This window comes from Streptomyces sp. NC-S4 (assembly GCF_054353315.1).
On sequence record NZ_CM135937.1, the window covers coordinates 7795947 to 7822898 of the forward strand.

General features: G+C 71.3%; 23 protein-coding genes. 18 read left to right on the forward strand and 5 right to left on the reverse strand.

From position 1 onward, the window contains the following. Positions 1-6: 6 nt before the first annotated feature. Both ACXNSR_RS34895 and ACXNSR_RS34900 read right to left on the reverse strand, forming a co-directional pair. Positions 7-1065 (reverse strand): methyltransferase, encoded by a 1059-nt coding sequence (locus tag ACXNSR_RS34895; protein ID WP_458639322.1) that lies wholly within the window; start codon positions 1063-1065, stop codon positions 7-9. 235 nt (positions 1066-1300) lie between these two features. Continuing rightward, complete coding sequence (locus ACXNSR_RS34900; protein WP_458639323.1) at positions 1301-2902, reverse strand: MFS transporter; 1602 nt, start codon at positions 2900-2902, stop codon at positions 1301-1303. 216 nt (positions 2903-3118) lie between these two features. Between ACXNSR_RS34900 and ACXNSR_RS34905 the strand changes: the two genes are divergently transcribed. The 16 genes from ACXNSR_RS34905 (at position 3119) to ACXNSR_RS34980 (ending at position 21438) form a co-directional block, all read left to right on the forward strand. Beyond that, complete coding sequence (locus tag ACXNSR_RS34905) at positions 3119-4150, forward strand: helix-turn-helix transcriptional regulator (protein ID WP_458639324.1); 1032 nt, start codon at positions 3119-3121, stop codon at positions 4148-4150. A 190-nt stretch (positions 4151-4340) separates the two neighbouring features. After that, positions 4341-6623: an ATP-binding cassette domain-containing protein gene (locus ACXNSR_RS34910; RefSeq protein WP_458643474.1), complete on the forward strand. Its 2283-nt coding sequence runs from the start codon at positions 4341-4343 to the stop codon at positions 6621-6623. A 73-nt stretch (positions 6624-6696) separates the two neighbouring features. Next, the gene (locus ACXNSR_RS34915) at positions 6697-7320 is read left to right on the forward strand and encodes an NADPH-dependent FMN reductase (RefSeq protein WP_458639325.1); all 624 of its coding nucleotides are present in this window, start codon (positions 6697-6699) and stop codon (positions 7318-7320) included. Between the two features lie 197 nt (positions 7321-7517). Beyond that, positions 7518-9053, forward strand: a complete 1536-nt coding sequence (locus tag ACXNSR_RS34920) for an FAD-dependent monooxygenase (protein WP_458639326.1) — start codon at positions 7518-7520, stop codon at positions 9051-9053. Beyond that, entirely contained in the window at positions 9038-9364 is a 327-nt protein-coding gene (locus ACXNSR_RS34925) for a TcmI family type II polyketide cyclase (RefSeq protein ID WP_458639327.1), read from the forward strand. Before ACXNSR_RS34920 ends, ACXNSR_RS34925 begins: the two co-directional genes overlap by 16 nt. Further along, positions 9361-10620 (forward strand): beta-ketoacyl-[acyl-carrier-protein] synthase family protein, encoded by a 1260-nt coding sequence (locus tag ACXNSR_RS34930; protein ID WP_458639328.1) that lies wholly within the window; start codon positions 9361-9363, stop codon positions 10618-10620. Before ACXNSR_RS34925 ends, ACXNSR_RS34930 begins: the two co-directional genes overlap by 4 nt. Next, entirely contained in the window at positions 10617-11792 is a 1176-nt protein-coding gene (locus ACXNSR_RS34935) for a ketosynthase chain-length factor (RefSeq protein ID WP_458639329.1), read from the forward strand. The genes ACXNSR_RS34930 and ACXNSR_RS34935 overlap by 4 nt, the downstream gene beginning before the upstream one ends. Further along, positions 11789-12079 carry an acyl carrier protein gene (locus ACXNSR_RS34940; protein WP_458639330.1) on the forward strand — a complete coding sequence of 97 codons (291 nt, stop codon included), beginning with the start codon at positions 11789-11791 and terminating at the stop codon, positions 12077-12079. Before ACXNSR_RS34935 ends, ACXNSR_RS34940 begins: the two co-directional genes overlap by 4 nt. Further along, positions 12076-12855, forward strand: coding sequence for an SDR family NAD(P)-dependent oxidoreductase (locus tag ACXNSR_RS34945; protein WP_458639331.1), 780 nt, complete (start codon positions 12076-12078; stop codon positions 12853-12855). The genes ACXNSR_RS34940 and ACXNSR_RS34945 overlap by 4 nt, the downstream gene beginning before the upstream one ends. Before the next feature lie 12 nt (positions 12856-12867). Continuing rightward, positions 12868-13818, forward strand: coding sequence for an aromatase/cyclase (locus tag ACXNSR_RS34950; RefSeq protein WP_458639332.1), 951 nt, complete (start codon positions 12868-12870; stop codon positions 13816-13818). A gap of 14 nt (positions 13819-13832) precedes the next feature. After that, positions 13833-15182 carry an FAD-dependent monooxygenase gene (locus ACXNSR_RS34955; RefSeq protein WP_458639333.1) on the forward strand — a complete coding sequence of 450 codons (1350 nt, stop codon included), beginning with the start codon at positions 13833-13835 and terminating at the stop codon, positions 15180-15182. After that, positions 15179-16111 (forward strand): ACP S-malonyltransferase, encoded by a 933-nt coding sequence (gene fabD / locus ACXNSR_RS34960; protein WP_458639334.1) that lies wholly within the window; start codon positions 15179-15181, stop codon positions 16109-16111. Before ACXNSR_RS34955 ends, fabD begins: the two co-directional genes overlap by 4 nt. A 94-nt stretch (positions 16112-16205) precedes the next feature. Beyond that, entirely contained in the window at positions 16206-17156 is a 951-nt protein-coding gene (locus tag ACXNSR_RS34965; protein ID WP_458639335.1) for an acyltransferase domain-containing protein, read from the forward strand. A 464-nt stretch (positions 17157-17620) separates the two neighbouring features. Continuing rightward, positions 17621-19471: an NB-ARC domain-containing protein gene (locus ACXNSR_RS34970; RefSeq protein WP_458639336.1), complete on the forward strand. Its 1851-nt coding sequence runs from the start codon at positions 17621-17623 to the stop codon at positions 19469-19471. 147 nt (positions 19472-19618) lie between these two features. Next, positions 19619-20635 carry an NAD-dependent epimerase/dehydratase family protein gene (locus tag ACXNSR_RS34975; protein WP_458639337.1) on the forward strand — a complete coding sequence of 339 codons (1017 nt, stop codon included), beginning with the start codon at positions 19619-19621 and terminating at the stop codon, positions 20633-20635. Positions 20636-20688: 53 nt separating this feature from the next. Next, on the forward strand, positions 20689-21438 hold the full coding sequence (locus ACXNSR_RS34980; RefSeq protein ID WP_458639338.1) for a 4'-phosphopantetheinyl transferase family protein: 750 nt from the start codon (positions 20689-20691) through the stop codon (positions 21436-21438). A 29-nt stretch (positions 21439-21467) separates the two neighbouring features. Here ACXNSR_RS34980 and ACXNSR_RS34985 read toward each other — a convergent pair whose 3' ends face one another. Further along, positions 21468-21683 (reverse strand): DUF6243 family protein, encoded by a 216-nt coding sequence (locus tag ACXNSR_RS34985; RefSeq protein WP_458639339.1) that lies wholly within the window; start codon positions 21681-21683, stop codon positions 21468-21470. A 281-nt stretch (positions 21684-21964) separates the two neighbouring features. Between ACXNSR_RS34985 and ACXNSR_RS34990 the strand changes: the two genes are divergently transcribed. Further along, positions 21965-23443 carry a CehA/McbA family metallohydrolase gene (locus tag ACXNSR_RS34990; protein ID WP_458639340.1) on the forward strand — a complete coding sequence of 493 codons (1479 nt, stop codon included), beginning with the start codon at positions 21965-21967 and terminating at the stop codon, positions 23441-23443. Between the two features lie 259 nt (positions 23444-23702). Next, positions 23703-24620: a ribosome-inactivating family protein gene (locus tag ACXNSR_RS34995; RefSeq protein ID WP_458639341.1), complete on the forward strand. Its 918-nt coding sequence runs from the start codon at positions 23703-23705 to the stop codon at positions 24618-24620. 80 nt (positions 24621-24700) lie between these two features. Here the strand turns inward: ACXNSR_RS34995 and ACXNSR_RS35000 are convergent, their stop codons facing one another. Then, complete coding sequence (locus ACXNSR_RS35000) at positions 24701-25036, reverse strand: YnfA family protein (protein WP_458639342.1); 336 nt, start codon at positions 25034-25036, stop codon at positions 24701-24703. A gap of 149 nt (positions 25037-25185) precedes the next feature. After that, positions 25186-26922 carry an amidase gene (locus ACXNSR_RS35005; protein WP_458639343.1) on the reverse strand — a complete coding sequence of 579 codons (1737 nt, stop codon included), beginning with the start codon at positions 26920-26922 and terminating at the stop codon, positions 25186-25188. Positions 26923-26952 lie beyond the last annotated feature (30 nt).

Consider the following 26952-nt stretch of genomic DNA (forward strand, 5'->3'; position numbering starts at 1 on the left):
GTCCTCCTAGGAGACTTTCTTGCCGGACACTTTTCTGCCTTCGATGACGGACTGCAGTCCCGCGCGGCTGACCTGGACCAGCTCGATGCCGACCTCGGACATCAGGGTCCGGAACTCCTGCACGGTGCGCTGCTTGCCCTCGCAGAGGACGAGCATGTCCATGTCCATGAGCGCGATGGACTGGTCCGCCTTCTCGTCCACGCCGGCCACGGCCTCCACGACGGCGAGGTGCGCTCCCTCGTGCATGGCTGCCGCGATGTTCTTGAGGATGAGCCGCGAGCGCGCGTCGTCCCAGTCGTGGAACACGTTGGAGGCCATGTACAGGTCGCTCCCCGCGGGAACGCTGTCGAAGAAGGAGCCGGCCTTCACCGTCACGCGGTCCGCGACGCCCGCGTCCGCCAGCTCCGGCCAGGCCCGCGACACCACGTCCGGCTGGTCGAAGAGGACGCCGGACGCTGCGGGGTGCTTCTGCAGTACGGCGGAGAGGAGCGCGCCCCGCCCTCCACCGACATCGGTGATGCTGCCGAACCGGGAGAAGTCGAATGCCTCGACCACGGGTCGGATGATCCTCTTGGAGAGTTCGGTCATCGCGGAATTGAAGACCGCGGCGGTGTCGGGATTCGATTCCATGAATTCCCATACGCCGGAACCGTGCATTGCGGCGAAGGGGGATCGGCCCGTCCGTACCGCTGTGGGCAGGTGCGCCCAGGTCGCTCTTTCTGCAGTGGATCCCGTCCAGCGCGCGAAGTTGCGCATGGAGGAGTCGTCGTCGGTGGCCAGGGCGTGGCCCAGAGCGGTCAGCTCCATGGTGTGCTGCTCGGTCTGCTGCAGCAGGCCCACGGAGGCGCTGGCACGGAAGAAACGTTCCGCTATGTCGCGCTTCAGGCCGAGCCGAACGGCGAGTTGCGCCGGCGTCAGGCCACCGGGACCCAATGCGTCGGCCACACCGAGTTCTGCGAATGTGCTGACGACACCGGCGCGCCAGCTCCCCATGAGGAGATCGAGGAGCTGAATGCTGACGGGGGGCGACGGCGGGCGCAGCGATCCCGCGCTTGTAATGGTCATGATTTCCCTTCGACTGGTTGCCATGCGTCGAAATGAGGCACCGCTGCAAGGGCAGTTCGCTCTCGAACACACTCTGTTGCCGGTGCCGGAGCGGCGCTAGGTATTCCCATGGGATGGCCCGGGGAATCGGCGCCGGAACAGTGCAGAGTGCTGCGGGACGGAGCGGACTCGCCCGTCCCGCAGCACTCTGCGGCTGGTGGAGCTTTGGGGCCGTCCCCCTCCAGGGGGGCAGGCGTCAGGAGGCAGACGTCTGCTGGACGTCGGCGCCGGCGGCCGGCGCCCCGCCGGAAGCGTCCTGTCCGCCCCACTGCTGGGCGTCCGGCTCGCGCTGGGGGATGAGGAAGGTCGCGAGCATGCCGAGCACCAGCAGCGCGGCGCAGGTGTAGCCGTTGATCTGGACCCCGTAGGACATGGCGTCCCGGGCGGCGTCGGCGGCCGAGGCCGTCGCGGGGTTCTGGCTGAGCCCGGAGATCATCGCGCCCGCGCTGTCGGAGACCGCCGAGGACAGCTTGTCCGCGTCGGGCGTCCCCTGCTGGGCGAGCCGCTCGGACAGGTCGGAGTCCAGCGCCGTGAAGAACGTCGACGTCAGGATCGCGATGCCGAGCGCGGAGCCGAGCTGACGCGCGGCGCTCTGGATTCCGGATCCCTGGCCGGCCTGCTGCGGCGGTACGTCCGCCAGGACGACGTTGGTGACCTGCGCGGTGGCGAAGCCGACCCCCATGCCGTACAGGAACAGGGCGATGCCGATGACCCACCACTGGGAGTCGCTGCTCGCCAGCAGGCCGAACATCAGCAGACCGAGCGCTTCGAGCACCAGGCCGATGCGGACCAGGCCGACGGGTCCGGTCTTCTCGGCCATGCCGAAGCTGGCACCGCTCGCGAAGAAGCTGCCGACCGCGACGACGAAGACCATCAGGCCGGTCTGGAGTACGGAGTACCCCAGGGTGTACTGGAGCCACAGGGGCAGCACGGCGAGGATGCCGAACTCCGCCAGCGCGATGATCAGCGTCGCGATGTTGCCCGTGCTGAAGGACTTGATGGCGAACAGCGAGGTGTCCATCAGCGGTGCCGTACCGTTCCCGCGCGTCAGCCGGACCTGCAGCCGGAGGAAGAGCACGAGGCTGATCACGGAGACGGCCAGGGCGACCGGGACGACCGACAGGTCCATCCCGTCACCGAAGGGGCCGAAGCTCTTGCGGGCGTCCCACCAGCCGTAGTTACGGCCCTCGATCAGACCGAAGGCGAGCAGTCCGAGGCCCAGTACCGACAGCACTCCGCCGACGACGTCGACCTTGCCCGGCTGCCGGGGGGACGGCTGGAGGAACCGCATGATGCCCGCGAGGATCAGGACCACGACGAAGATGTTGATGCCGAACGCCCACCGCCAGGAGTACTCGGCGAGCCAGCCGCCCAGCAGCGGTCCGACGGCCGCGGCCGCACCGATCGTGGACCCCCAGATGGCGAAGGCCTTGCCGCGGTCGCGCCCCCGGAAGGTCATGTTGAGCAGCGCCAGTGACGTCGGCATGACGATCGCGCCGCCGACGCCCTGGGCGAACCGGCTGACGATCAGGAACTCCCCGGAGGGCGCCACCGCCGCGGCGATGCTCGCCAGCCCGAAGACCACGGTTCCGACGACGAACAGACGGCGTGCTCCCACGATGTCCGACAGACGCCCCATCAGCAGAAGCAGGGCTGCCAGGATGATCGCGTAGGACTCCTGGATCCACTGGGCGCCGAACGCGGAGATCTTCAGGTCGTCGATGATGGGGGGCATCACCACGTTGACGATGGTGAAGTCCACGACCACCAGCGACACACCGAGGGAAATCGCGACCAAACCCAGCCAGGCGTCCCGATTGGCCGATGGGGATCGAGTTGGATTCTCAGGCACTGCGTTCTTCCGATCTTCTCGATGCAACGCACCCGGTCGAACGCCGGGGCGAATACTGGAGGGGGAGGGGGAGGGGGACGTGCGCCGCCCCCGGAGCAATGCACCATCGCAGGAGAAGAGGACGCGTGCTGACCTCTACCGACCGCAATCGGAGGGCAATTCTTGATCGCCAACCGCACACTGGAGCTCCTCAGCCTGCTTCAGGCACAGAAGGAGTGGACCGGCGACGGGCTGGCCGAGCGGCTGGGGGTGTCCCCGCGAACCGTCCGCCGCGACATCAATCGGCTCCGTGAACTGGGCTACCCCGTCACGGCGACGAAAGGCCCCTCCGGCTACTACCGGCTGTCCCGCGGGGCGCGCCTTCCGCCGCTGATAGTCGATGACGAGCAGGCCATCGCCATCGCCCTGTCCCTCCAGACGGCGCCCGCCTCGGTGGCCGGCATGGGCGACGCCACCAAGCGCGCGCTGAACTCCATAAGGGAACTCCTGCCGCCCCACCTCTCCCGCCGCCTCGCGACCTTCTCCATCGAACAGATCGAGAACGCATGGGAGCTGGCCCCGCCCCAGGTCGACCCGGGACTGGTGGCACGGCTGAGCGCCGCCGCCCAGGAGCGGGAACTCGTGCGGTTCACCTACCGGTCCATCGAGGTCGACGAGGTGGACGGCAGCGAGGTCCTCGCCGAACCCCACCGGCTCGTCGTCTGGTCGGGGCGCTGGTACATGGTGGCCTACGACCAGCGCGAGGGCGCCTGGCGCGCCTACCGGCTCGACCGGATCGAACAGCCGGCTCCCACCGGGTGGCGCTTCACCCCGCGCGACGTCCCCGAGAGGGACGTCACCCGCTTCGTCCAGAGCCAGCCCGACCGCGGCGACACCCCGGACACCTGGCCCTGCTGGGGCACCGTCCTGATGGAGTGCCCCGCGGCGCTGGTGGCCAAGTGGGCCCCGGGCGCGGCGAGTTTCGAAGCGGTCGACGAGCGGATCACCCGGATGCGGATGGGGGCCTGGTCGTGGTCGGCGCTCATCGGCTTCCTGGTCACCTTCGGCTGCCGGTTCACCGTCGAGAGCCCGCCCGAACTCGCCGAGGCGGCCCGCCGTGTGATGGGCCGTATCGACGTCGACATCCCCCGGTCCGACGCGCGCGCGGCGGCCCCGGCCGACGCGTCCACCCCAGGGGGCGAACCGGCCATGTGACCGCGCTCACGTGAGGAAGTAGAGGTCAGAAGCTGACCTCTACTGCTCCTAGCCTGGCTCGTCCAGCCCGGCAATCACAGGAGACTCCTTGAATCCCGCCCGCTCACTGACCGAGGCAGCGACAGTGGTCGCCGCGGAGCAGCCCGTCGACGGCGCACACCGTCACGAAGCGGCCGCGGCGACGAACAGGCTGTCCCACGACAGCGGCCACATCGAGGTGCGCGGGGCACGCACCAACAACCTCCGAGACGTCTCGATCGACGTACGCAAGGGCGCGCTCACCGTCTTCACCGGCGTCTCGGGCTCGGGCAAGAGCTCCCTGGTGCTCGGCACCATCGCGGCCGAGTCGCAGCGCCTGCTCAACGAGACCCAGCCGACGTTCGTCCAGGGGCTGTTGCCCCAGACGGTGCGTCCCGACGTCGACAGCCTGCGCAACCTCTCCGCCGTCGTGACCGTGGACCAGAAGCGGCTGGGCGCGGACCCGCGGTCCACCATCGGGACCGCCACCGACACGTACGGCCTCCTGCGCCAGCTCTTCTCGCGGCACGGCTCCCCGCACATCGGGTCCCCCAGCCGGTTCTCGTTCAACGACCCCGCCGGCATGTGCCCGACCTGCTCGGGCACCGGAGTGGTCACGGAGGTCGACATCGACCAGCTGGTGGACCGGGACCTCTCCCTCAACGACGGCGCGCTGCTGTTCCCCACCTTCGCCGTCGGCACCGGATTCTGGTCGATCTTCGTCAACTCCGGCTTCTTCGACCCCGACCTCCCCCTGGCCAAGTACGGCGACCTGGAGTGGGAGAGGCTGCTGCACCTGGAGCACGCCAAGACCGACAGCCGCTCGCTGAAGGTGACGTACGAGGGCCTCCTGCCCAAGCTGCGGCGCCTGTACCTGAACAAGGAGCGCGAATCGCTCCAGCCGCACGTGCGGGCCGCGGTCGAACAGATCGCCAGCACCGCGCAGTGCGCGGCGTGCGAGGGCAGCCGCCTGTCGGAGGAGGCCCGCTCCGTACGGGTCAACGGCCTGGGCATCGCCGAGTGCACCGGTATGGAGATCGCCCGGCTCCTCGAAGTCGTGCAGCAGTGGAACGACCCCGCCATGGCGGGCGTCGTCCACGGCATCCGCGGCGCGCTCACCGCCATGGTCGAGCTCGGCCTCGGCTACCTCAACCTCCAGCGCCGTGCGGGCACGCTGTCCGGCGGCGAGTCCCAGCGGGTCAAGATGGTGCGCCACCTAGGCTCGGCGCTGACCGATCTGACGTACGTCTTCGACGAACCGACGACAGGCCTGCACGCCGACGACGTCGACCGGGTGCTGCAAGTGATGGCGAGCCTGCGCGACAAGGGCAACACCGTGCTCGTCGTCGAGCACGACCCGCAGGTCCTCGACGTCGCCGACGCCGTCGTCGACCTCGGACCCGGCGCGGGCACCCACGGCGGGACGATCGTCTACGCCGGTCCGCCGAGCGGGCTCCCCGCCTCCGACGGACCCACCGCCGCGTCGCTGCGTAGCGTGCCGCAGCTGCGCACCGCCCGCGAACCCCGGGGCCGGCTGCGGGTGGAGAACGCGGACCTGCACAACCTGCGTGACATCACCGTGGAGATCCCCCTCGGCGTCTTCGTCGCCGTGAGCGGTGTCGCGGGAGCGGGCAAGAGCTCGCTGGCCCGGGGAGTGCTGCCCTCCCGCCTGGACTCCTGCGTGATCATCGACCAGAGCCTGCCCCGTGGCAGCAGGCGCAGCACCCCGGCGAGCTGGACGGGCATCCTCGACCCGATCCGCAAGGCCTTCGCCCGTGCCACCGGGGTGAGTGCCGCCCAGTTCTCCTCGAACTCGGCCGGCGCCTGCCCGGCCTGCAACGGCCTCGGCGTCGTCGTGACGGAGCTCGGCCGCGGCGACACCGTGGAATCGCCCTGCGAGGAGTGCGAAGGCACCCGGTTCCGCAGCGAGGTGCTCGCCCACCGGCTGCGCGACCGCAGCATCGCCGACGTCCTCGCCATGTCCATCAGTGAGGCGTGCGCGTTCTTCACGGAACCGGCGATCCGGGACGTGCTGGCGAGCCTGGAAGGGGCCGGACTCGGCTACCTGGGGCTCGGACAGCCGCTGTCGACGCTCTCCGGGGGTGAGCGCCAGCGGCTCAAGCTCGCCGTCGAACTCGCCTCGCCCTCCGACTTCTACGTGGTCGACGAGCCGACGGCCGGGCTGCACCGCCAGGACGTGGGACGTCTGCTCGGTCTGCTGGACCAACTGGTCATGAAGGGCAGCACCGTCGTCGTGGTGGAACACGACCTGGACGTCATCGCGCAGGCGGACTGGGTGATCGACATGGGGCCGGGTGCCGGTGCGGCCGGCGGCGACGTCGTGTTCGCGGGGCTGCCCGAGGACCTGATGGAGAGCCGGGCCTCGGTCACCGGACGCCACCTCGCGAGCCGGGTCCGGGGCGAAGGCGCCGGTCACCCCGGGGCGTGGACGTGACGTCGCCGTACCTCCCAGGACACGGAGCCGCCGGGCGTTCCGGGGCTCGGAACAGACAGAAGGAGCAGATCAGATGATCAGGATCGCCGTCGTGCTCGGAAGCACCCGCCCCGGCCGTCGCGGTGAGGCGGTGGCCCGGTGGGTCACCGAGGTCGCCGCCCGGCACCCCGCGGCCGTAGTGGGCGAGGCTACCTTCGAACTGGTCGACCTGGCGGACTACGCGCTGCCGTTGCTGGACGAGCCCGTACCCGCCCTGTTCGGCCAGTACCGGAACGAGACCACCCGGCGGTGGGCCGACGCCATCGGCTCGTTCGACGGGTTCGTGTTCGTGACCCCCGAGTACAACCACTCCGTGCCCGCGGCGCTGAAGAACGCCGTAGACCACCTGTTCGCCGAGTGGAACGACAAGGCGGCCGGATTCGTCGGCTACGGCGTGCACGGCGGGACCCGCGCCGTCGAACACCTGCGGCTGGCGCTGGCCGAGGTGAAGGTCGCGGATGTGCGGAGCCAGGTCGCCCTGTCGGTGTTCGCCGACTTCGACTACACGGGATGCGACATGACGGACCCGACGTCGGCCGGCCGGTTCGCGCCGGGGGAGCGGCAGGAGCCGGCGGTCAACACGATGCTGGACGAGGTCCTCGCCTGGTCGGCCGCGCTGAAGCCGCTGCGCGCGGACGTCGTCGCCGTCCGCTCCTGACCGCTGACGGAACCCAGGGCCTTCGGCTGCGCACGTGCCCCGGCCGCAACCGGTACGGGCGCAGCCCGAAGGCCGCCCCCACTCTTCTCCGAATCCCGTGCCCATCAAGGGAGTTCCCCTGCGATAGCACGGATATACCCCCGTCCTCACCACAGGTGACCTACTCCGGCCGCGCAATTGCGAGCACCGTAAGCGACATGACGTTGCACGCCGCAGAAGCCATTCGGTCGCACGTACCGGTTCTCGTCGTGGGAGCCGGTCCCACAGGTCTCATGCTCAGCGCCGAGCTGGCGCTCCACGGAGTCCAGCCGCTGCTGATCGACGCACTGCCGAGCCCGAGCGGACAGTCCCGGGCCCTGGGCTTCACGGTCCGGACGTTGGAGATCTTCAAGCAGCGCGGCATCCTGGGCCGCTTCGAGGGGCTCGTCCAGGTACCGGGAGTGCACTTCGCCGGCCTGAACATCGACGGCGACTTCCTGTCCAGCACGCTGAGACCGGCCAACCAGTACCCGCAGTCCAGGACCGAACAGGTCCTCGCCGACTGGTGCGAGGAGCGGGGGGTCACGGCCCTGAGGCCATGGAGGCTGGAGTCGATGGAGCGCACCGACTCCGGATACCGCTGCGTGCTCAGCGGTCCGGCCGGGCGGCACACCGTCGAGGCCGGCTACGTGGCCGGTTGCGACGGGGCGGCCAGTGCCGTTCGCGAAGCGATCGGCATGCCCGTCCGCCGCACCCCTCCTTCCGTCCAGATGCTCCTCGGTGACCTGCGCGGTTGCGGGCTGCCCAACGAGCCCTTCGGGGTCAAGCACGAGAAGGGCATGGTCATGTCCGCGCCGCTGGGCGACGGGACGGAACGGGTCATCGTCTGCGACTTCTCCCGGCCGACGCGGCCGCAGGGCGCACCGGTGACCCACGCCGAGATCAAGCACGCGTACGAGAACGTCGTCGGCAAGCCCCTGGCGGACGGCGAATGCCTGTGGGCGAGCTCCTTCTCCGACGCCTCGTCCCTCGTGGAGTCGTACCGGGACGGCCGTGTGCTGCTCGTCGGGGACAGCGCGCACACGCACCTTCCGGCGGGCGGCCAGGGCATGAACGTTTCGCTCCAGGACGCGGTGAACCTCGGCTGGAAGCTCGCACTGGTGAGCCGGGGCCGTGCACCGGATTCCCTCCTGGACAGCTACCACGCCGAGCGGCACCCGGTCGGCCGGGAGCTGCTGCTCAACACGGCCGCCCAGGGGCAGCTGTTCCTGCGCGGACCGGAGGCGGACCCGCTGCGCGAGATCGTGCGGCGGCTGCTGGAGGTGCCGCAGGTGTCGGTCCGGCTGGCCGACGGAGTCAGCGGACTGGACATCCGGTACGACATGGGCGACCCGCAGGCGCGGCCCCCGGTGGGCGAGCGGCTGGCACCGGACGCCTTCACCGTGGCCGGGGCCGGCGGCGACGTCGTCGAAGAACTGCGGCACGGCTCCGCCCTGCTGGTCCTCCTCGCCGACGACGGCGCGGCGTCCCCGCTCGCCGCGCGGTGGGGGGACCGGGTGCGCGTGGTGCACGCGCGGCCGAAGGAACCGCGACGGAAACCCGGCGCCGCCGAGCCCCCGAACCTGCTCGTCCGGCCGGACGGCCACATCGCCTGGGCGGGCCCGCGCAGCGACGGGCTGAGCGCCTCGCTCACCCGTTGGCTCGGCGAGCCCGCCGCACAACCAGAGGAGGAAGACCCTTGTACAGCTCTCTGATCGTCGCCCGGATGGACCCCCGCCACGCGGACGCTGTGGCGGACGTCTTCAGCGCGTTCGACGCCACCGACATGCCTGCGCGGATGGGTACCCTGCGCCGCGAGCTCTTCCAGTACCACGGCCTCTACTTCCACCTCCAGGACTTCGAGACCCCCGACGGGACCGCCGCGGTGGAGGCGGCGAAGACCGACCCGCGGTTCATCGGCATCAGCAACGACCTCAGGCCGTACATCGAGGCCTACTCCCCGACCTGGCGCTCGCCGAAGGACGCGATGGCCCAGCGCTTCTACCACTGGAGGGCCGAGCGTTGAGCCGCCGCGTGTTCATCACCGGGGTCGGGGTCGTCGCGCCCGGCGGAGTCGGCCGCGACGCCTTCTGGGACCTCCTGGTCCAGGGGCGCACCGCCACCCGGCGGCTCAGTCTCTGCGACCCGGAGCCGTTCAGGTCCCAGGTGGCCGCCGAGGTCGACTTCCGGGCCGAGGCCGCGGGGCTGACCGAGCAGCAGTCCGTGGAGCTGGACCGGGCGGCCCAGTTCGCCCTGGTCGCCGCCCGTGAGGCGGTGGAGGACGCGGGCTGGCGGGACACGTGCCCGCCCGACCGCGCCGGGGTCGTCGTGGGCTCCGCGGTCGGCGCCACGACCAAGCTGGAGGAGGTCTACCGCCGGCTCAGCGCGGACGGGTCCCTCTGGGACGTGATCCCCGATTCCCCGGCCCAGCTCTACTCGTACTTCGTACCCAGCTCGTTCGCCGCCGGCATCGCCCGGGAGTTCGGCGTCACCGGGCAGAGCGGCGTCGTGTCGACCGGCTGCACCTCCGGGATCGACGCCGTGGGCAACGCCTGGGAACTGATCCAGGACGGCATCCTGGACTCCGTCGTCTGCGGGGCCACCGACGCGCCCATCTCGCCCATCACCGTCGCCTGCTTCGACACGATCAAGGCGACCTCGACCTACAACGACACCCCGGAGACGGCCTCCCGGCCGTTCGACGCGACACGGGGCGGATTCGTCCTCGGCGAGGGCAGCGCGATGTTCGTCCTGGAGTCCGAGGAGTCCGCCCTGCGCCGCGGCGCGCGCGTCTACGGCGAGATCAAGGGGTACGCCAGCCGCTGCAACGCCTACCACATGACCGGCCTGAAGGCCGACGGGCGCGAGCTGGCGCAGGCCGTCACCGCCGCCCTGACCCAGGCCCGGATGCACCCCGACGAGCTCGACTACGTCAACGCCCACGGCAGCGGGACCAAGCAGAACGACCGGCACGAGACCGCTGCGCTCAAGGCCGCCCTGGGCACCGCAGCCCGCCACGTGCCCATCAGCTCCATCAAGTCCATGGTGGGCCACTCGCTGGGTGCCATCGGCTCGCTGGAGATCGCCGCGTGCGCCCTGGCGCTGCGGTACGACGTGATCCCGCCGACGGCCAACCTCACCCGGCCGGACCCGGAGCTCGACCTGGACTACGTACCCGTACATGCGAGGGAACAGCAGACCGACGGAATCCTGACGACCGGCAGCGGTTTCGGAGGGTTCCAGAGCGCCATGGTCCTCGCGGATCCGGAGAAGCGCTCATGACCGCACACATCACCGGCATCGGTGTCGTCTCCCCGCTGGGCCTGTCCCGGGAAGAGCACTGGAAGGCCCTCCTCGACGGGTGCAGCGGCCTGGGGCCGACCCGGTCGTTCGACTCCACCCGCTACGACAACCCCATCAGCGGCGAGGTCCCCCACTTCAGCCAGGAGGAACTGCCCAGCAGGCTGCTGCCCGCCACCGACCGCATGACACAGATGTCGCTGGTCGCCGCGGCAGGGGCGTTCGACGACAGCGGCATCGACGCGGACCGGGTCGACCCCCTCGACATCGGCGTCATGACCGCCTCCACCGCGGGCGGCTACGCGTTCGGGCAGAAGGAACTGCAGAACCTGTGGTCCAAGGGCCCCAAGTACGTCAGCACCCACCAGTCCTACGCCTGGTTCTACGCGGTCAACACCGGCCAGATCTCCATCCGCCACGGCTGCCAGGGCCACAGCGGAGTGATCGTCGCCGACGACGCCGGCGGCCTCGACGCCATCGCGACCGCCGCCCGCCGCCTGGCACGCGGGAACCGGGTCATGCTCACCGGCTCGGTGGACAGCACCATGTGCCCCTGGGGGCGGGTCGCGCACACCTCGACCGGCCACCTGTCGAAGTCCGCCGACCCGCGCACCGCGTACCTGCCGTTCGACGAACGGGCGGGCGGGTGGGTCAACGGCGAGGGCGGGGCCCACCTCGTCCTCCGCTCCGAGAGCGACGGGCGGTACGCGTCGGTGCTCGGCCACGGGGCGACCGTGGACGACCCGCTGGCCGACCCGGGGACGGGTCTGGTCCGGGCGATCCGCCTCGCACTCGACGCGGCCCGGCTGCGCGCCCGCGACATCGGCGTGGTCTTCGCCGACGCGGCCGGCACCCGGCAGGCGGACCGGGCCGAGGCCGCCGCCATCGCGGAGGTCTTCGGGCGGAACTCCGTCCCCGTCACCGCGCCCAAGGCGGCCACGGGCCGCATGGGGTGCGGAACCGCCTCGCTCGACGTCGCCACGGCGGTGCTCGCCCTGCGCGACCAGACGATCCCCCCGACCGTCAACGTCGAAACGGACGCGTCCCTCGGGATCGACCTGTGCACCACCGCCCGCCCGCACCGCTTCACCCACGCCCTGGTGCTCGCCAGGGGCATCGGTGGGTTCAACTCCGCCCTGATCGTCGGGGCATGACCGAAGGAGAGAACGACATGACCGCACGCGTCACCATGGACGACCTCAAGCGCGCCCTCCAGGAGGGCTCGGGGGTCGACGAGGGCGTCGACCTCGACCGGGACCTCCCGACCAAGGCGTTCGCCGACCTCGGCTACGACTCCCTGGCCGTCCTGGAGACCGGCCTGCGCCTCGGCCGCGAGAACGACATCGAGATCGACGACTCGGTGTTCAACGACCTCGACACGCCCCAGCAGCTGCTGGACGCGATCAACCAGGCCCTCGAGAGCCGGGCGGCGACGTCATGACCGCTCCGCGTCACGCCCTCGTCACCGGCGGGTCGAGCGGTATCGGCAAGGCCGTCGCGCAACGCCTCGGGAAGGCCGGGCACACCGTGTCCATCTGCGGCCGGGACCCCGAGAAGCTCCGGTCGGCCGCCGAGGAACTCGCCGAACTCGGCGTTTCCGTCACCACGTTGGTCGCCGACGTCAGTGACCCCGGGCAGGTGCGCGAGCTGGTCGGCCGCGCCGTGGAAGCGAACGGACCCATCGGGATCCTGGTCAACAACGCCGGCCGCAACGGCGGCGGCAAGACGGCGGAACTGACCGACGAGCTGTGGCGGGAGGTGCTCGGCACCAACCTCGACAGCGTCTTCTACGTCACCCGGGAGGTGCTGGCCCGCGGCGGCATCCACGACGTCGAGCACGGCCGCATCGTCAACATCGCCTCCACCGCGGGCAAGCAGGGCGTCCTGCTGGCCGCCCCCTACTCCGCCTCCAAGCACGGCGTGGTCGGCTTCACCAAGGCCGTGGGCAAGGAGCTCGCGCCCCGGGGCATCGCGATGAACGCGGTCTGCCCGGGATATGTGGAGACGCCGATGGCCACCCGGGTGCGGCGCGCGTACGCCGACGCCTGGGAGACCACGGAGGCGGAGGTCCTGACCGCCTTCGAGGCGAAGATCCCGCTCGGCAGGTACAGCACGCCCGACGAGGTCGCCTCCCTCGTCGAGTACCTCACCACCGAAGGCGCCGCCTCGATCACGGCCCAGGCACTCAACGTGTGCGGCGGCCTCGGAAACTTCTAGGAGATGATCCGCATGGCCGAACGGCCTCGCGTCGACGTGCACACCACCACGATCAGCAGCGGCGCCGACGAGGTGTACCGCCGCCTGGAGAGCGTCGGGCAGTGGTCCCAGATGTTCGAACCGACCATCCACAGCTCGGAACTGGCCCGGGAGGGGAACAAGCAGACGATCCAGCTGTGGGCCGTCGCCAACGGGGAACCCAAGTCCTGGGTCTCCGAGCGTCACCTCGACCCCGTCGCACGCACCATCCGCTTCGCGCAGACGGTCACCGCGCCGCCCGTCGCGGAGATGTCGGGCGAGTGGGAGGTCCTGCCCCTGACCGAGGACAGCTGCTCCGTCCGGCTGACGCACACCTACCGCGCGGAGGACGACTCCGAAGAGGCGCTCGCCTGGATAGCCAGGGCCGTGGACACCAACAGCACCAAGGAACTCGCGGCGCTGAAGGCCGCCCTCGAACGGGAGGCGGACAGCGAGCTGAGCGCCTTCACCTTCGCGGACTCGGTGGAGACGACGGCCGACCCCGTCCTGCTGTTCTCCTTCCTGGACCGCGGCGAACTGTGGTCCGGACGGCTGGACCACGTCGCCGAGGCCGAGATGAAGGAGTTCTCCGACGGGCTGCAACTGCTCCGGATGCGGACGACGACACCGGACGGCGACAGCCACGTCACGGAGTCCTACCGGGTGTCCCAGAGCCCGGCGAGGCTGCTGTACAAGCAGGTGACGCTGCCGGCGCTGTTGGAGCTGCACACCGGCGAGTGGACCATCTCCCCGTCCGGCGAGAGCTGGAAGGTCACCTCGAAGCACACGGTGGCGATCAACCCCGAGGCGGTGGAGAAGGTCCTCGGCCCGGACGCGACCGTCGCCGACGCCAGGGAAATCGCCCGGCGGAACCTGGGGAACAACAGCCTGCGGACCCTCGAAGCGGCGGTTCGCTGGGCCGATGCCGCCGCGCCGCAGCGGTGAGCGGGAACGTGCCCGTGCCCGAGTCCTCCGACGTCGTCGTCGTCGGTGCCGGGCCCAGCGGTCTGCTCCTGGCGGGGATCCTCGCCGGGGCAGGCGCGCGGGTCACCGTACTGGAATCGCGCGGCGCGGCGGACCAGCAGATCCGCGCCTCGACCCTGCACGCCCGCGCCATGGAGATCTTCGACTCCCACGGAGTGGAGTTCGCACCCGAGCTGCCCCACAGCACCCACGGGCACTACGGCGGCCTGCCCGTGGACCTCTCGCGCGTCGATTCCCACCGGGCCGGCGTCCGGCGGTGCCCGCAGCCCGAACTCGTACGGACCCTGAGCGGCTGGGCCGGCCGCCGCGGCGCGCGGCTGCTGTACGGGGAACACGTGGAGTCCGTCCGCGGGCAGGGCGGGCACCGTGTGGTCCGCACCCGGACCGGCCGGACCTTCCGCGCGGCGCTGCTGGTCGCGACCGACGGACAGCAGAGCACGGTCCGTGCGCTGCTCGGCATCGCCTGCGAGGGCGCGCCGGCCACGCGCGTCCTGGTGCAGGCCGACCTGCGCCGGTCCCGCGTGCCGGTCCGGCGCTTCGAGCGGCGGGGGCGTTACACCGTCACCGCCGCCCCGCTCAGCGACGAGGTCACGCGGCTGATGATCCACGATCCGCAGTGGCCCGTGGGCCGGCCGCGCACGGCGGACGACCTCCGCACCGCCTGGCACGCCGCCACCGGCGAGGTGCTGCCGGCCGAGCCTTCGTGGCTGCGGACGTTCAGCGACGACACGAGCGTCGCGCACCGACTGGTCGAAGGACGCGTCGTGCTGTGCGGAGACGCGGCCCATCCCTTCATCCCCATCGGAGGGCAGGCGCTGAACACGGCCCTGATGGACGCCGAGGCGCTCGGCTGGCGGATCCTGACGCACCTGGAGGACGGGGATCCGCAGGGGCTCCTGGAGTACGGGGAGGAACGCGCCGCCTGGCTGGACGTGCTCGCGCGCAGACTGCGCGCGCAGGCGCGCCTGCTGTTCGACACCGACGGGGCGGCCACCGCGCGCAAGGCGCGCGTGGCCGAACGCCTGAACAGCGACGAGGCCTACCGGCAGAAGATCGCCGACTCCCTGGCCGGTGTCGACGTGTGCTACCCGGCGGCCACCGGCGGGATCCGCCGCCGCCTCGGCCCGGCCCAGCTGCGCGAGGCCGGGGCCACCGGCCGCACGACCCGCGTCCGACGGGGGTCCGTGACCGACGGCGGCACCCGGGTGGACGCCTGGATCAGGCCCGATCACCACTGGTACCCGACGGCCCCCGACCGGGCCCGGCAGGATTGGAACGACGCGGTGCGCCCCCTCGACGATCACGAAGCCGAGGTGGCGCGGTGAAGGCGTTCCTGTTTCCCGGCCAGGGGACCCAGAAGGTCGGTATGGGCTCCTACCTGCGCGAGGAGTACCCGGGCCTGGTCGAGCCGCTGTGGCAGGAGGCGGACGAGATCCTGGGGTACCCCCTGACCCGCCTCTGCGAGGAAGGGCCGGTCGAGAAGCTGCGGCACATGCCGGTCACGCAGCCGGCCGTCTTCCTGTGCAGCTACACGGCCCTGGTCGCCGCGCGGGCCCGGGGCGCGGAGCCGGACGTCGTCGCGGGCCACAGCCTGGGCGAGTATTCGGCCCTCGCGGCGGCCGGTGTGCTGACCTGGAGGGAGGTGCTCCAGCTCGTCCATCGCCGGGGTGAGCTCATGGCGCAGGTGCAGGAGCGGGTGGACGGGAAGATGGCTGCCCTCCTCGGACTGTCGATCGAGCAGGTCGAGCGGGCCTGCGCGCAGGTGCGCTCCGACACCGGGGAGGTGGTCGAGGTGGCCAACCACAACGAGCCCCTCCAGGCCGTGGTCTCCGGCCAGACCGCCGCCATCGACCTGCTGGTCGAGCGGGTCACGACGATGACGGACGCCCGCGCGACCGTGCTGAGGATCGGCGGCCCGGCCCACTCCAGTCTGATGGGGAGCGCGACGGCGGACTTCGTGGAGTACCTGCAGCGCTTCGACTTCCGGCCGCCCCGGGTGCCCCTGATCTCCGGTTCGACCGCCGCACCGTACGCGTCCGGTGAGGAGATCAAGCGCCAGCTCGGCGATCAGCTGGTGCACCGGGTGCGCTGGGTCGACGTGATGGCCGAGCTCAAGCGGCTGTCGGTGTCGCGGACCTGGGAGCTGGGGCCGGGCAAGGTCCTCTCGGGGTTCGTCCAGAGGTCGTTGCCCGGAGTGGCGACCTATCGTGCCAACGACCTGCCGTCCTTCCGGGCCGGCGTGACGGGCTGGTGAACCGGTGAATCACGTGGTGCGACGAGTGCCGACCGCTGCCCGGGGGGAGCGGTCGGCCGCCGCAGCGGGCACCTCGCCCGGCCCCCTCGTCCTGATGCTGCCCGGGCAGGGTTCGCAGTTCGGCGCGATGGGGGCCCCGCTCTATGACGCCGACCCGCGTTTCCGCCGGGCGCTCGACGACTTCTTCGACGCGTTCGGCGCCGGCGCGCAGCGGCTCAGGCAGGTGTGGCGGCACGGCTCTCCCCGGGAACTCGAGCAGGGGGCCGTCGCCCAGCCGCTGCTCTTCGGGATCGGCTACGCCGCCGGAAGGGTCTGGACGGAAGACCTGAAGGGCGCGGACGTGACCCTGATCGGTCACAGCGTGGGCGAATTGGCGGCGGCCACGCTCGCGGGCGTCTTCGACCTCGAACTGGCCGGTGCGCTCCTGAACGAGCGGGCGCGGCTGCTCGAAGAGGCTCCCCGCGGTGGCATGATCGCCTGCCGCGGCTCGGAGGCGGAGGTGCAGGAGCACCTCGACGCCCTGGGCGGACGGGCTGTCGTCGCGGCGGAGAACGCGGACAACCAGTGCGTCGTGAGCTGTGCCGAGGAGGACCTCCCGGACACGGTGCGAGGCCTGGGCGCCCGGGGGGTGCCGTGCATGCGCGCCGCGGCGGCCGAGCCGTTCCACTCTCCGCTCCTGGCCCCGGCCGCCCTCGAGTTCGAGGAGTTCCTGGCGCGGCGCGAGCGGGAGCTGTCGCCGGCGAAGTCACCGATGGTCTCGGCCTACTCGGCACGAAGGGTCAGCGACCGGAATACCGAGCGCGCTCGGTTCTGGACGCGCCAGATGGCCGAAAAGGTGTTCTTCTGGAAGGCGATCGTCGGCAACTGTGGTTTCAGTCCGCACACGTTTGTGGAGATCGGCCCCGGATCGGCCCTTTCCATGGCCGTCCGCCGGTTGCCATCGGTTCGCGACGGAGGTTCCGAAGTGGTCACCACGATGCCGCGTCATCGACGTGAGGTCGAACAGTGGAATTTCCTCCGGCGCCGGGTCGTTGAGAGCTTCTGAAGGCACATTGTGTGCAGAGTGTGTCAGAAGTTTGCATGTTACAAGAAATAAGTACATAGAACGGAAGGTGCTGGTATTCTTGCTGGGTGTTGAACAGTTACTGATTCCGCGGATGTCTTCCCGTCCTCTCCTCCCGGGCGTCCCTCTCGAATCCCGCTCCCCCTTCTTTCTTCGGCTTTCTCCGCTGCACGTCAGGGGGTTGATGGTCAGGATCACACGGACGGCTCTTCGGTAAGTATTGTTAGCACGGGGGAAATGTAATGGGTGGTTTAATCCGTTTCGATGTGCTGGGGTCACTCCGGGTGCGGTGCGACGACGCGCTCCTGCGACTGACCGGACAGAAATATCGGACCGTGGTTTCGTGTCTTGCTCTCCATCCCGAGAGCTCGGTGAGCATGGAGGAACTCCTCCACGCCGCATGGAAGGGAAAGCGTCCGTCCAGCGCGCACCATCAGGTACGGAAGATGATTTCCGCGCTCAGGCTCAGCCTCGACCGCGGATGGGACCTGGTGGGGACGTCCCACGAGGGCTACATGCTGAAGTTGACGCCCGAGCAATCCGACGTCTCCGAATTCTGCAGGCTGTACGACCGGGCGATGTCGAGCGCCTTCGCGAGTGACGAGGACCTGTCGCTGGCGTATTCGGCGCTGGCACTCTGGCGGGGGAACCCCTGCGAGGGATCCGAGCCGCGCGGGCAGGAGCGCTGGATCTCCGAACTGGTGGAACAGCACCGGGTGCTTCTGAACAAGACGGTGCAGGCCTTCCAGGAGCGGGGCCGCTCCGACGAGTTGACCTCGATCCTGCGCGTGGCGTCGAAGATCCACAGGCAGCCGGTGCACCTGCACGCCGATACCGCCGTACCCGCACCGGCCGGCCGGCCACCGGGCGGGACGCACACCCGCGAGAGTCCGCTACCGCCGCCCCTCCCGGCATGGCCCGCCGTCCCGGTCGGGCCCAACTGCCTGCCGCGGGACCTCCAGGACTTCGGCGGACGCGAACGCGAGATCGACGAACTGCACACCCTCCTCTCGGGGGAGGGGCACCACTCGCCGTCGGTGGCGACCCTTCACGGAATGGGCGGAGTCGGGAAGACGGCCGTGGCCGTCCGGCTGGCGCACCTGCTGGCCCGCCACTATCCGGACGGCCAGCTCTTCGTCTCCCTGGACGGCTTCTCGCCGTCCTGCACGGCCAGCGTGTCCAGCGCCCTCGGGGTGCTGCTGCGGCAGAAGGGCCTCCCCGACGACGAGATCTCCTCGTCGGAGGAAGGGCGGCTGGCGCAGTGGCGGACCATCACCGCCGGCCAGCGGCTGCTCGTCGTGCTGGACGACGCCCGCGACATCGAGCAGGTGGAACCGCTCATACCGCCCTCGCGCGACAGCGCCTGCATCATCACCTCCCGCATCATCCTCAACGGCATCGACGGGGCTCATCACACCTCCCTCGAAGTGCCGGACGAGGACGAGTGCCTGGAAATGCTCAGCTGCATGCTCGACCAGCGCTTCGAGAGCCTCAACACCCAGGACGCGCGGGCGCTGATCCAGCAGTGCGCCAACCTGCCGCTGGCCCTGCGCCTGGCGGCGGCGCGCATCTCCACCCGCGACTTCCTCGACCTCCGGGAGCTCAGCGACCGGCTCGCCGCCACCTCCGTCTTCAACGAGCTGGAGGTGCCCGGACGCAGCCTGATCGGCCGGCTCATCACCTCGTTCACCTCCCTGGAGGACTTCGACCACGACCGCTATCTGCGGCTGTCGCTCCTGCCCTGCCCCGATCTCGACGAGACCTCGGTCGCGGCCGCGCTCGGCCTGTCGACCGATCTGGTGCGGTGCGCCTGCCGGCGCTTCGCCGACCGGGCACTGTTGCAGCGGACACGGGCCGGCGCCTACCGGGTGCATCCACTGCTGCTGCACGCGGCGCACCTGGAAGCACAGAAGAAGATCACGTTCGACGAGCAGCGCCGCGTCATCCGCGCCGCCTTCCTCCACTACAAGGCCTCGAACGGCCTCGTGGGATCCAGTCGTGTCAGCCCCTCGCCGAGTCCTGACGGGCACGTGGTGCTGAGGACCCTCACCCGGTCCGCCGAGCTCGCGGCCCGACTCGACCTCCAGCAGGAGTTCATCGAACTCTGCGTGGCCTGGGAGGGGATGGTCACCCTGGTGCTGGACACGCGCCAGCAGAAGGTGGTGTGGAACCTGGTGCGCGACGCGAGGCAGCAGTCCTCGGAAGCCGCGTCGCAGCACCACCCCGGACCGCCCGCACGAGAGCACGTCATGAACGGCGCCAGGGGCCGGAAGACGGCGCTCGTCCACCGCTCCTAGACCGCCCCTTCCGGATCGTGCCGGGCGGGCCGGGCCCGGCCCGCCCGGCACGATCCGCAACAGACGGCCCGGTCCCCGGTCCAACGGCGGCTGTGATCGGCACAGGACGCCGCCACCCGTGATCCCCATAGGAAAGGAGGTCGGACGATGGGCCGTGTCCTTCCGTATCCGCCCGACAGCGAGGTCCTTCTGCTGCCGGGACAGTACGGCCCGGCAGCGGGCGAGCAGGCCGTCCCGACGAAGGAAGTCGTGGTGGGCGGGGGAGGGCTGCTGGGGAGGCACGTCCGCGCCGCGCTGGGCGGCCGCCCGGGCGAACGGGTGCGCGTCCCCTGGGACGACCACGCCCTCGCCTGTGCCCGACTCTACGAACTGGGAAGGGAGCTGGCCGCCCGGACCGGCCGCTGGAACCTCTACTGGTGCGCCGGTCTGGCCGTGTTCCACACCCCTGCCGAGCAGGTGGAGCGAGAACGCGTCCAGGTCGGCCGGCTGCTCGCGGGAATCCACGACGGGCTGGAACGGTCCGGCCTCCCTTCCGACGGCGCACTGTTCTTCGCGTCCTCGGCGGGCGGTGCGTACGCGGGCTCGGCACATCCGCCCTTCACCGAGTTCTCCACCCCCGCTCCCCGGAACGCCTACGGCGAGGCCAAACTCGCCGTGGAGGAGGAGGCCAGGGCCCTCGCGCGCCGATGGCGGCTGCCCGTGGTGGCGGGCCGGATCACCAACCTCTACGGTCCCGGACAGAACCTCGGCAAGAACCAGGGTCTGGTCAGCGTCCTCGTGAAAGCACAGCTGACCGGGGAACCCCTGCGCCTGCGGGCCGCACCGACGACGACGCGCGACTACATCTACGCGCGGGACTGCGCACGCATGGCGGTCGCGACGATGGATGCCGTGCGTTCCCGCACCCTGGGCAGGGACCCGTACGTCTGCAAGATCTTCGCCAGCGGGCGGTCCTTCCGGATCGACGGGCTCCTGGAGGTGGCCGAGCGCCTCTTCGACCAGCCGGTGCCCGTCCTCCACGAATACCCGGCGGGCGGCGAGAGCACGGACTTCTCCGTCACGTCCCGGGTGTGGCCGGACCTCGTTTCGTCCCCCTTCCTCAACATCGAGGAAGGGATGCGGGCCGTCCGCGCGGACCTCAGATACCGGCTCGACCTCGACTAGGCCGTCTCTTTCGAACCGCGGAGAGTCATGTTCCTCATCCCGCCCCCACCCTCGTGACCGGCGCCGTCGCGGAGCGCGTCGTCGGCGGTCCTGCCCCGATGGCGCTGATCGGCGGGATCCTGCCCGCCGCCGTGGCGGTCTCCGAGGCCTTCGCCGACGATCCCGCCGCCTTCCTGTTCCCCGAGGAGGAGGCGGCGATCGCGCGGGCCGTGCCCGGACGCCGCCGTGAGTTCGCCACGGCCCGCCTCTGCGCCCGCCGGGCGCTGGCCGAGCTGGGGCGTCCGCCGGCCCCCCTGCTGCCGGGCCCGCGCGGAGCCCCCTCATGGCCCGCGGGGGTGGTGGGCAGCCTGACGCACTGCGAGGGGTACCGGGCCGCCGCGGTGGCGCGCCGCGGCGACCTCGCCGGCCTCGGGATCGATGCCGAACCCCACCGGCCCCTTCCCGCGCATGTGCTGGAGGCCGTCGCGGTGCCCGCCGAACACGCCCGCCACCGCGTGCTGAGCGCCACCGTCCCGCAGGTCTGCTGGGACCGTGTGCTGTTCTGCGCCAAGGAGGCGGTGTACAAGGCGTGGTTCCCCCGGACCGGCCTGCCGCTGGAGTTCGGCGAGGCCGACATAGCCCTGCGTACGGACGGTTCGTTCACCGTCCGCGTCCGACGCCGTCACCCCTCCCCGGAGCACTTCACCCCCCTTGCCTACGAGGGCCGCTGGGTCGCCACGTCCGCCCTGGTGGCCGCCGCCGTGGCCGAACCTGCCACCGCCCCGTCCACCGCCGCGGGGCCCGTTCGTGCCGCGGACCGCTGAGACGGTCGCGCATCTCGCGGCGGGGTGCGTCAGCTCTGCGCGGTGTCGCCGCCCGACTGCCCGGCGTCCTCGGCCGCGCGCGCCTTCTCGCGCATCTTGCGCACCAGCTCCGCCTTCCGGTCGGCCGCACCCTGGCGGTCGAGGTTGCGGTGCGGACCGTTGTTCTGCCGTTCGGCGCGGGACTGCCTCTTGCGCTGGCCGCCGCCCTGGCCCACGGGGTTGTTGATGTTCTTGCTGTCGGTCACGGGTTCTCCCGGTGGTGATGCGAAGTGATCTACGGATTCGTCGGTGGGGGACGGGTACGAGCGACGTCGGAGAACGTCGGCAGGGGCCCATCACGCCCTCACTCGTAGATCGGCCTCTGGAAGAACATGACAAAGACGGTACCCGGTTCCGTCGGCCCCGCAGACCAGCCCTTTCCCACCCCGGCACCGGCCGGTACCGCAGCGGGCCCCGCCGCGGCTGCCCGGGCCGGGACGTCCACGTGTTCACGCCGGATTCACCTGCTCCCGGGATCCTGGGCTCCATGGCCCTCAGTAGACGAGCACTACTGGCACAGGCAGCCGCTTCGGCCACCGCCGTCGCCGCCCCCTCGCCCGCCGTCGGCACGGGCGGGGAAGCCGCACCGACCACGACCACGACCCTGCGCGGCACGATCCCGCCCGGCGCACCGGACTTCGTGTACGTGCCGCTGGACGTCCCCTCCGGCGTGCGCGAGCTGCGCGTCTCCTACCGTTACGACAAGCCGCCCACCCCGCCGGGCACGCCGGGAAACGCCCTCGACATCGGCCTGTTCGACCAGCGGGGCACCGCGCTCGGCGGGCGCGGCTTCCGCGGCTGGTCCGGGGGCGCCCGAAGCGAGTTCTTCCTCCGTGCGGACGAGGCCACCCCCGGCTACCTGCCGGGACCGCTGGAGCGCGGCCGCTGGCAGATAGCCCTCGGCCCCTACACCGTGGCACCGCAGGGCCTGCCCTACGAGATCGCCGTCACGTTCGTCCACGGCGCACCGGCGCCCGCCGTCCCCGTGACCTACCCGCCCGAGCGCATCCCGGGCCGCGGCCGCGCGTGGTACCGCGGTGACTGCCACATACACTCCGTGCACTCCGACGGCCGCCGCACCCCGACCGAGATCATCGGCCTCGCGCGCGCCGCCGGCCTGGACTTCGTGAACACCTCCGAGCACAACACCCACAGCTCCCACACCGCATGGTCGGGCGCCGCCGACAGCGGGCTCCTCGTCCTCACCGGCGAGGAGATCACCACACGGACCGGCCACGTCCTGGCCGTGGGCACGGACCCCGGCACCTTCATCGACTGGCGCTACCGGGCCCGTGACGGCCGCTTCGCGCGATTCGCCCGCGCCGTCCGGCAGGCCGGCGGCCTGGTCGTGCCCGCCCATCCGCACGCCACCTGCCTCGGCTGCGCCTGGAAGTTCGGCCTCGGCGAGGCCGACGCCGTGGAAGTGTGGAACGGCCCCTGGACGGCCGACGACGAGGTGTCCCTGGCCTCCTGGGACGCCACCTTGTGCGGGGCGGACGGGGACCGCTGGCTGCCCGCTCTGGCGCACAGCGACTACCACCGTGACCCGGACCGCATCGGCGGACCCCACACCGTCGTCCTGGCCGACGACCTGTCCCGCGAGGCGATACTGGCGGGGCTGCGCGGCGGACGTGCCTACGCGGCCGAGTCCTCCGCCGTCTCCGTGGACTTCACCGCGGTCACCCCGCGGGGTGCCCACGCGGGCATCGGGGAGGGGCTGGCAGTGACCGGCCCGGACACGGAGGTCCTCGTACGGCTGTCGGTGACCGGTGCGCAGGGCTGCGAGCTGCGGTTGGTCACGGACCAGGGTCCGGCCCTCACCGTGCCCGCGGCGACGGCCCTGGAATGGCGCACGACACCCGCCCGCACCACCTACGTCCGCGCGGAAGTCCGCCACCCGCCCCAGGCGCCGCCCCTCCCCGGACCGCCGGCAGCCCTCACCAACCCGATCTGGCTGCGCCCCTGACGATCGGCAGCAGTACGAAGTCACGCCCCCAGCAGGCGGACCGTCCTGGGCAGGCTCTGCACGCAGGGGCCAGATCCGTGCACGCAAAGGCCACCCGCCCCGCTCGATCTCGCCTAGCTTTCGGATCGGCTCCCGCGGTTCCGGCGCGGAAGCCGTGTCCGCAGGCCGCACTGCCGCCGTGGCGCGCCCGTCCCGAGCCGGCGGCCGGCCACCGCCCGGCGTGCCGCCCGTACTCGTCACACCCGACAAGGAACCCCGCATGTCCAGCTCCTTCATCCTCGGCCTCTTCCGGCGAGGATCCCGCCGGATCACCGGCCTCCTCCTGGTACTCGCCCTGTCGGTCGGGATGCTCAGCGCGGCCGCACCCGCCGCCCACGCCGACCCCGACCGCTCGCTCACCGTGGTCGACTGGGACATCACCGGGCTCGACGGCGGCGGCCAGGGCCAGCACGACCGGTACTGGAACATGATCGACCGGATGCACCGGATCAGCGGCCACGACCTCTACCAGGTCCTGGACGAGACCACGACCACCAACAACCGGCTGATCCAGGTCCGGGTGAACCACGCCGGACAGCACGTGGTCTCCCTGTACTTCTGGGCCGACACCCTCTACCTGGCCGGGTTCTACCAGCCCGGGCAGCCCAACGGCACGGGAAACCGCCACTACGTCTTCCCCGACGGTTCCCCCGAGGCCTTCGACCGGGTCCTGGGCGTCCGGGCCGAACGGCTCCCCTGGAACGGCAGTTACGCCAACCTGCCGAACGGCGGACTGCGCGACCAGCGGCGGCTCACCCCGCAGAACCTCCGGAACGCCCTCCTGACGCTCGGCAACGCGCAGCAGCTCCTCGCCACGGGTCACGGTCAGCACACCGTCGGGTCCTACCTCGTCGACATCATCGGCGCGACGGCCGAAGCGGCCCGGTTCGGGCATCTCTTCGACATCATCCGCGGGAACATCAGGAACAACTCGTCGAACCCGATCAACCGTTTCGGCGCGGCGCTCCAGACCAGCTGGGGGCAGCTCTCCGAGTGGGTCTACCGGCAGCTCAGCGACCCCACGGGGGCGGGCTTCACGATCGGCGGCCCCGGCTACAGCAGGTACTACCCGACGGTCGCGGCACTCATCGCGGACCTGGGGTACATCGAACTGAACGGCCACAAGCGCCGCCGCTGACGAACCCCAACGGCCGGCGCGCGGATACCGGCGGTGAGAGGGGGCCGGCGGCGCTACCGGCGCGGTCAGCAGCCGGAGCGTCAGTGCGAGCGGGGGGCGTACATGATCACGGCCATGCCGGCGAGGCAGACCAGCGCACCGATGACGTCGTAGCGGTCGGGGCGGTAGCCGTCGGCGACCATGCCCCACGCGATCGATCCGGCGACGAAGATCCCGCCGTAGGCGGCGAGGATGCGGCCGAAGTCGTCGTCGGACTGGAAGGTGGCCACCACCCCGTAGAGGCCGAGCGCGATGACGCCGGCCCCGATCCAGATCCAGCCCTTGTGCTCGCGGATGCCCTGCCAGACCAGCCATGCGCCGCCGATCTCGAACACGGCGGCGACGGCGAAGAGGGCGACGGAACGGGCGACGGTCATATCGGCCGACCCTACCGGGCACCCGGGCCCGCGACCGGCAGCGGGTCGCCGGACCGCCAGGTGCCGGCGGCGGGCACGGCCGGGCCGCCGGGCACCTGGTGGTGGGGGCAGCAGCGGCCGGCTGCCGCCCCCCGGAGGCCTCCGTCAGGTCACGGTGCCGACAGGCGCGGCGTGCGCGGCGGTACCGTGCGCCGGCTGCCGGTCCGCTCGAAGGCCGCGGCGAGGGACAGCAGGGCGTTGTCGTCGTAGGCACGGCCCGCGAAGGTGAGCCCGACGGGCATGCCCGTGTCCGCCATGGCGCCCATCGGGACGGTCACGGTCGGGATGCCGAGGTGGCGGGGGACCAGGTTGCCGTTGGCGACCCAGACGCCGTTGCGCCAGCCGAGGTCGGCGGACGCCTCGCAGACGTCCATGTCGGCGGGCCCGACGTCGGCGACCGCGGGGAAGACCACCGCGTCCAGGCCCAGCCCGTCCATCCACAGCTCCAGGTCCACCCGGCGCGTCTCCTCGAGCCCGCGCAGCCCCTGCTCCAGGTGCGGCATCTCGGTGAGGGACGCGTACGGGCGCTCGCGCACGAAGCGCGGGTAGTCGCCGATCGTGTCGTCGAACCCGTCGTAGCGGTCGGGCAGTTCGCCGTCCTGCTTGGGCCAGATGCGGGTGCCGTCGACCTCGGCCAGGGTGGAGAGCGCCGGGTCGCCGTTGGCCTTCAGGAAGTCGTCCCAGGCCCAGGCGGACAGGTCCTCGATCTCGAAGGCGAGGTACTCGCGGCCGACCAGTCCGCGGGTGAGCAGCGAGGGCGTGCCGGGGCGGTCGGACTCGTAGTTCGACACGACGGGGAAGTCGACCTCGACGACCTCGGCGCCCGCGGCCTCCAGGTCGTGGCGGGCGGCTTCCCACAGGGTGATCACCGAGGGACGCGTGTCGATGCGCTGCCCGGTCTGGCCGCCGATGCCCCCGTCGGGGTTCGTTCCGGCGCCGGGGTCGGCGTTGATGTACATCCTGGGCACCCCGACGCGCTTGCCGGCGAGCGTGCCGGCCGCGGCCCGGGCATCGGCGGGTGCGAGGGCCGGGTAGGAGGCGGGGCGTACCTGCGAGGGGGAGGGCAGCGCCACCCACGGCTGGGCGCGCCACAGGTCCCCGCGCGTGTTCGGGTCGTCGGCCACGATGACGTCGAGCAGTTCGAGCAGGTCGGCCATGGTGCGGGTGTGCGGGACCACGACGTCCATGGTCGGCACGAGGGGCCAGTTGCCGCGGACCGAGATCACGCCGCGGCTGGGCGTGTAGGCGCACAGGGCGTTGTTCGAGGCGGGGGCGCGACCCGAGGACCAGGTCTCCTCGCCGAGGCCGAACGCGCCGAAGGACGCCGCCGTCGCCGTGCCGGAGCCGTTGGAGGAGCCGGAGCCGTAGGCGCTGGTGAGCCAGTCGGCGCTGTACGGGCTCTCCGCGCGGCCGTACACGCCGCGCTGCATGCCGCCGTTCGCCATCGGCGGCATGTTGGTCAGACCGATGAGGACGGCCCCGCCCGCGCGCAGCCGCTCGATGGCGAAGGCGTCGCGCTGGGCGACGAGGTGCTCGAACGCGGGGGAGCCGGACGCGGCCGTCAGCCCCTTCGCGAGATAGCTGTCCTTCGCGGTGTACGGGATGCCGTCCAGCGGGCCCAGCGTCTCGCCCCGCGCGCGGCGTGCGTCGGAGGCCTCCGCTTCCGCCCGGGCGTCCGGGTTCATCACGACCATCGCGTTCAGAGCGGTGGCCGTACCGGGCCGGTCGTACGCGTCGATCCGGGCGAGGTAGGCGTCGAGCAGCCCGACGGAGGTGGTCTCGCCCTTCTCCAGCGCCGCGCGCAGGTCGGCGATACAGGTCTCCACAACATCGAATCCACGCGTCATGCGGGTGTCTCCAGGGTGGTCGGGTCGCAC

What these genes read in the sequence shown, in the direction of transcription:
- ACXNSR_RS34895 (WP_458639322.1), bottom strand. Translation starts at nt 1,065, where the DNA reads ATGACCATTACAAGCGCGGGATCGCTGCGCCCGCCGTCGCCCCCCGTC.
- ACXNSR_RS34915 (WP_458639325.1), top strand. Translation starts at nt 6,697, where the DNA reads ATGATCAGGATCGCCGTCGTGCTCGGAAGCACCCGCCCCGGCCGTCGC.
- ACXNSR_RS34920 (WP_458639326.1), top strand. Translation starts at nt 7,518, where the DNA reads ATGACGTTGCACGCCGCAGAAGCCATTCGGTCGCACGTACCGGTTCTC.
- ACXNSR_RS34935 (WP_458639329.1), top strand. Translation starts at nt 10,617, where the DNA reads ATGACCGCACACATCACCGGCATCGGTGTCGTCTCCCCGCTGGGCCTG.
- ACXNSR_RS34940 (WP_458639330.1), top strand. Translation starts at nt 11,789, where the DNA reads ATGACCGAAGGAGAGAACGACATGACCGCACGCGTCACCATGGACGAC.
- ACXNSR_RS34945 (WP_458639331.1), top strand. Translation starts at nt 12,076, where the DNA reads ATGACCGCTCCGCGTCACGCCCTCGTCACCGGCGGGTCGAGCGGTATC.
- ACXNSR_RS34950 (WP_458639332.1), top strand. Translation starts at nt 12,868, where the DNA reads ATGGCCGAACGGCCTCGCGTCGACGTGCACACCACCACGATCAGCAGC.
- ACXNSR_RS34965 (WP_458639335.1), top strand. Translation starts at nt 16,206, where the DNA reads ATGCTGCCCGGGCAGGGTTCGCAGTTCGGCGCGATGGGGGCCCCGCTC.
- ACXNSR_RS34970 (WP_458639336.1), top strand. Translation starts at nt 17,621, where the DNA reads ATGATTTCCGCGCTCAGGCTCAGCCTCGACCGCGGATGGGACCTGGTG.
- ACXNSR_RS34975 (WP_458639337.1), top strand. Translation starts at nt 19,619, where the DNA reads ATGGGCCGTGTCCTTCCGTATCCGCCCGACAGCGAGGTCCTTCTGCTG.
- ACXNSR_RS34990 (WP_458639340.1), top strand. Translation starts at nt 21,965, where the DNA reads ATGGCCCTCAGTAGACGAGCACTACTGGCACAGGCAGCCGCTTCGGCC.
- ACXNSR_RS34995 (WP_458639341.1), top strand. Translation starts at nt 23,703, where the DNA reads ATGTCCAGCTCCTTCATCCTCGGCCTCTTCCGGCGAGGATCCCGCCGG.
- ACXNSR_RS35000 (WP_458639342.1), bottom strand. Translation starts at nt 25,036, where the DNA reads ATGACCGTCGCCCGTTCCGTCGCCCTCTTCGCCGTCGCCGCCGTGTTC.
- ACXNSR_RS35005 (WP_458639343.1), bottom strand. Translation starts at nt 26,922, where the DNA reads ATGACGCGTGGATTCGATGTTGTGGAGACCTGTATCGCCGACCTGCGC.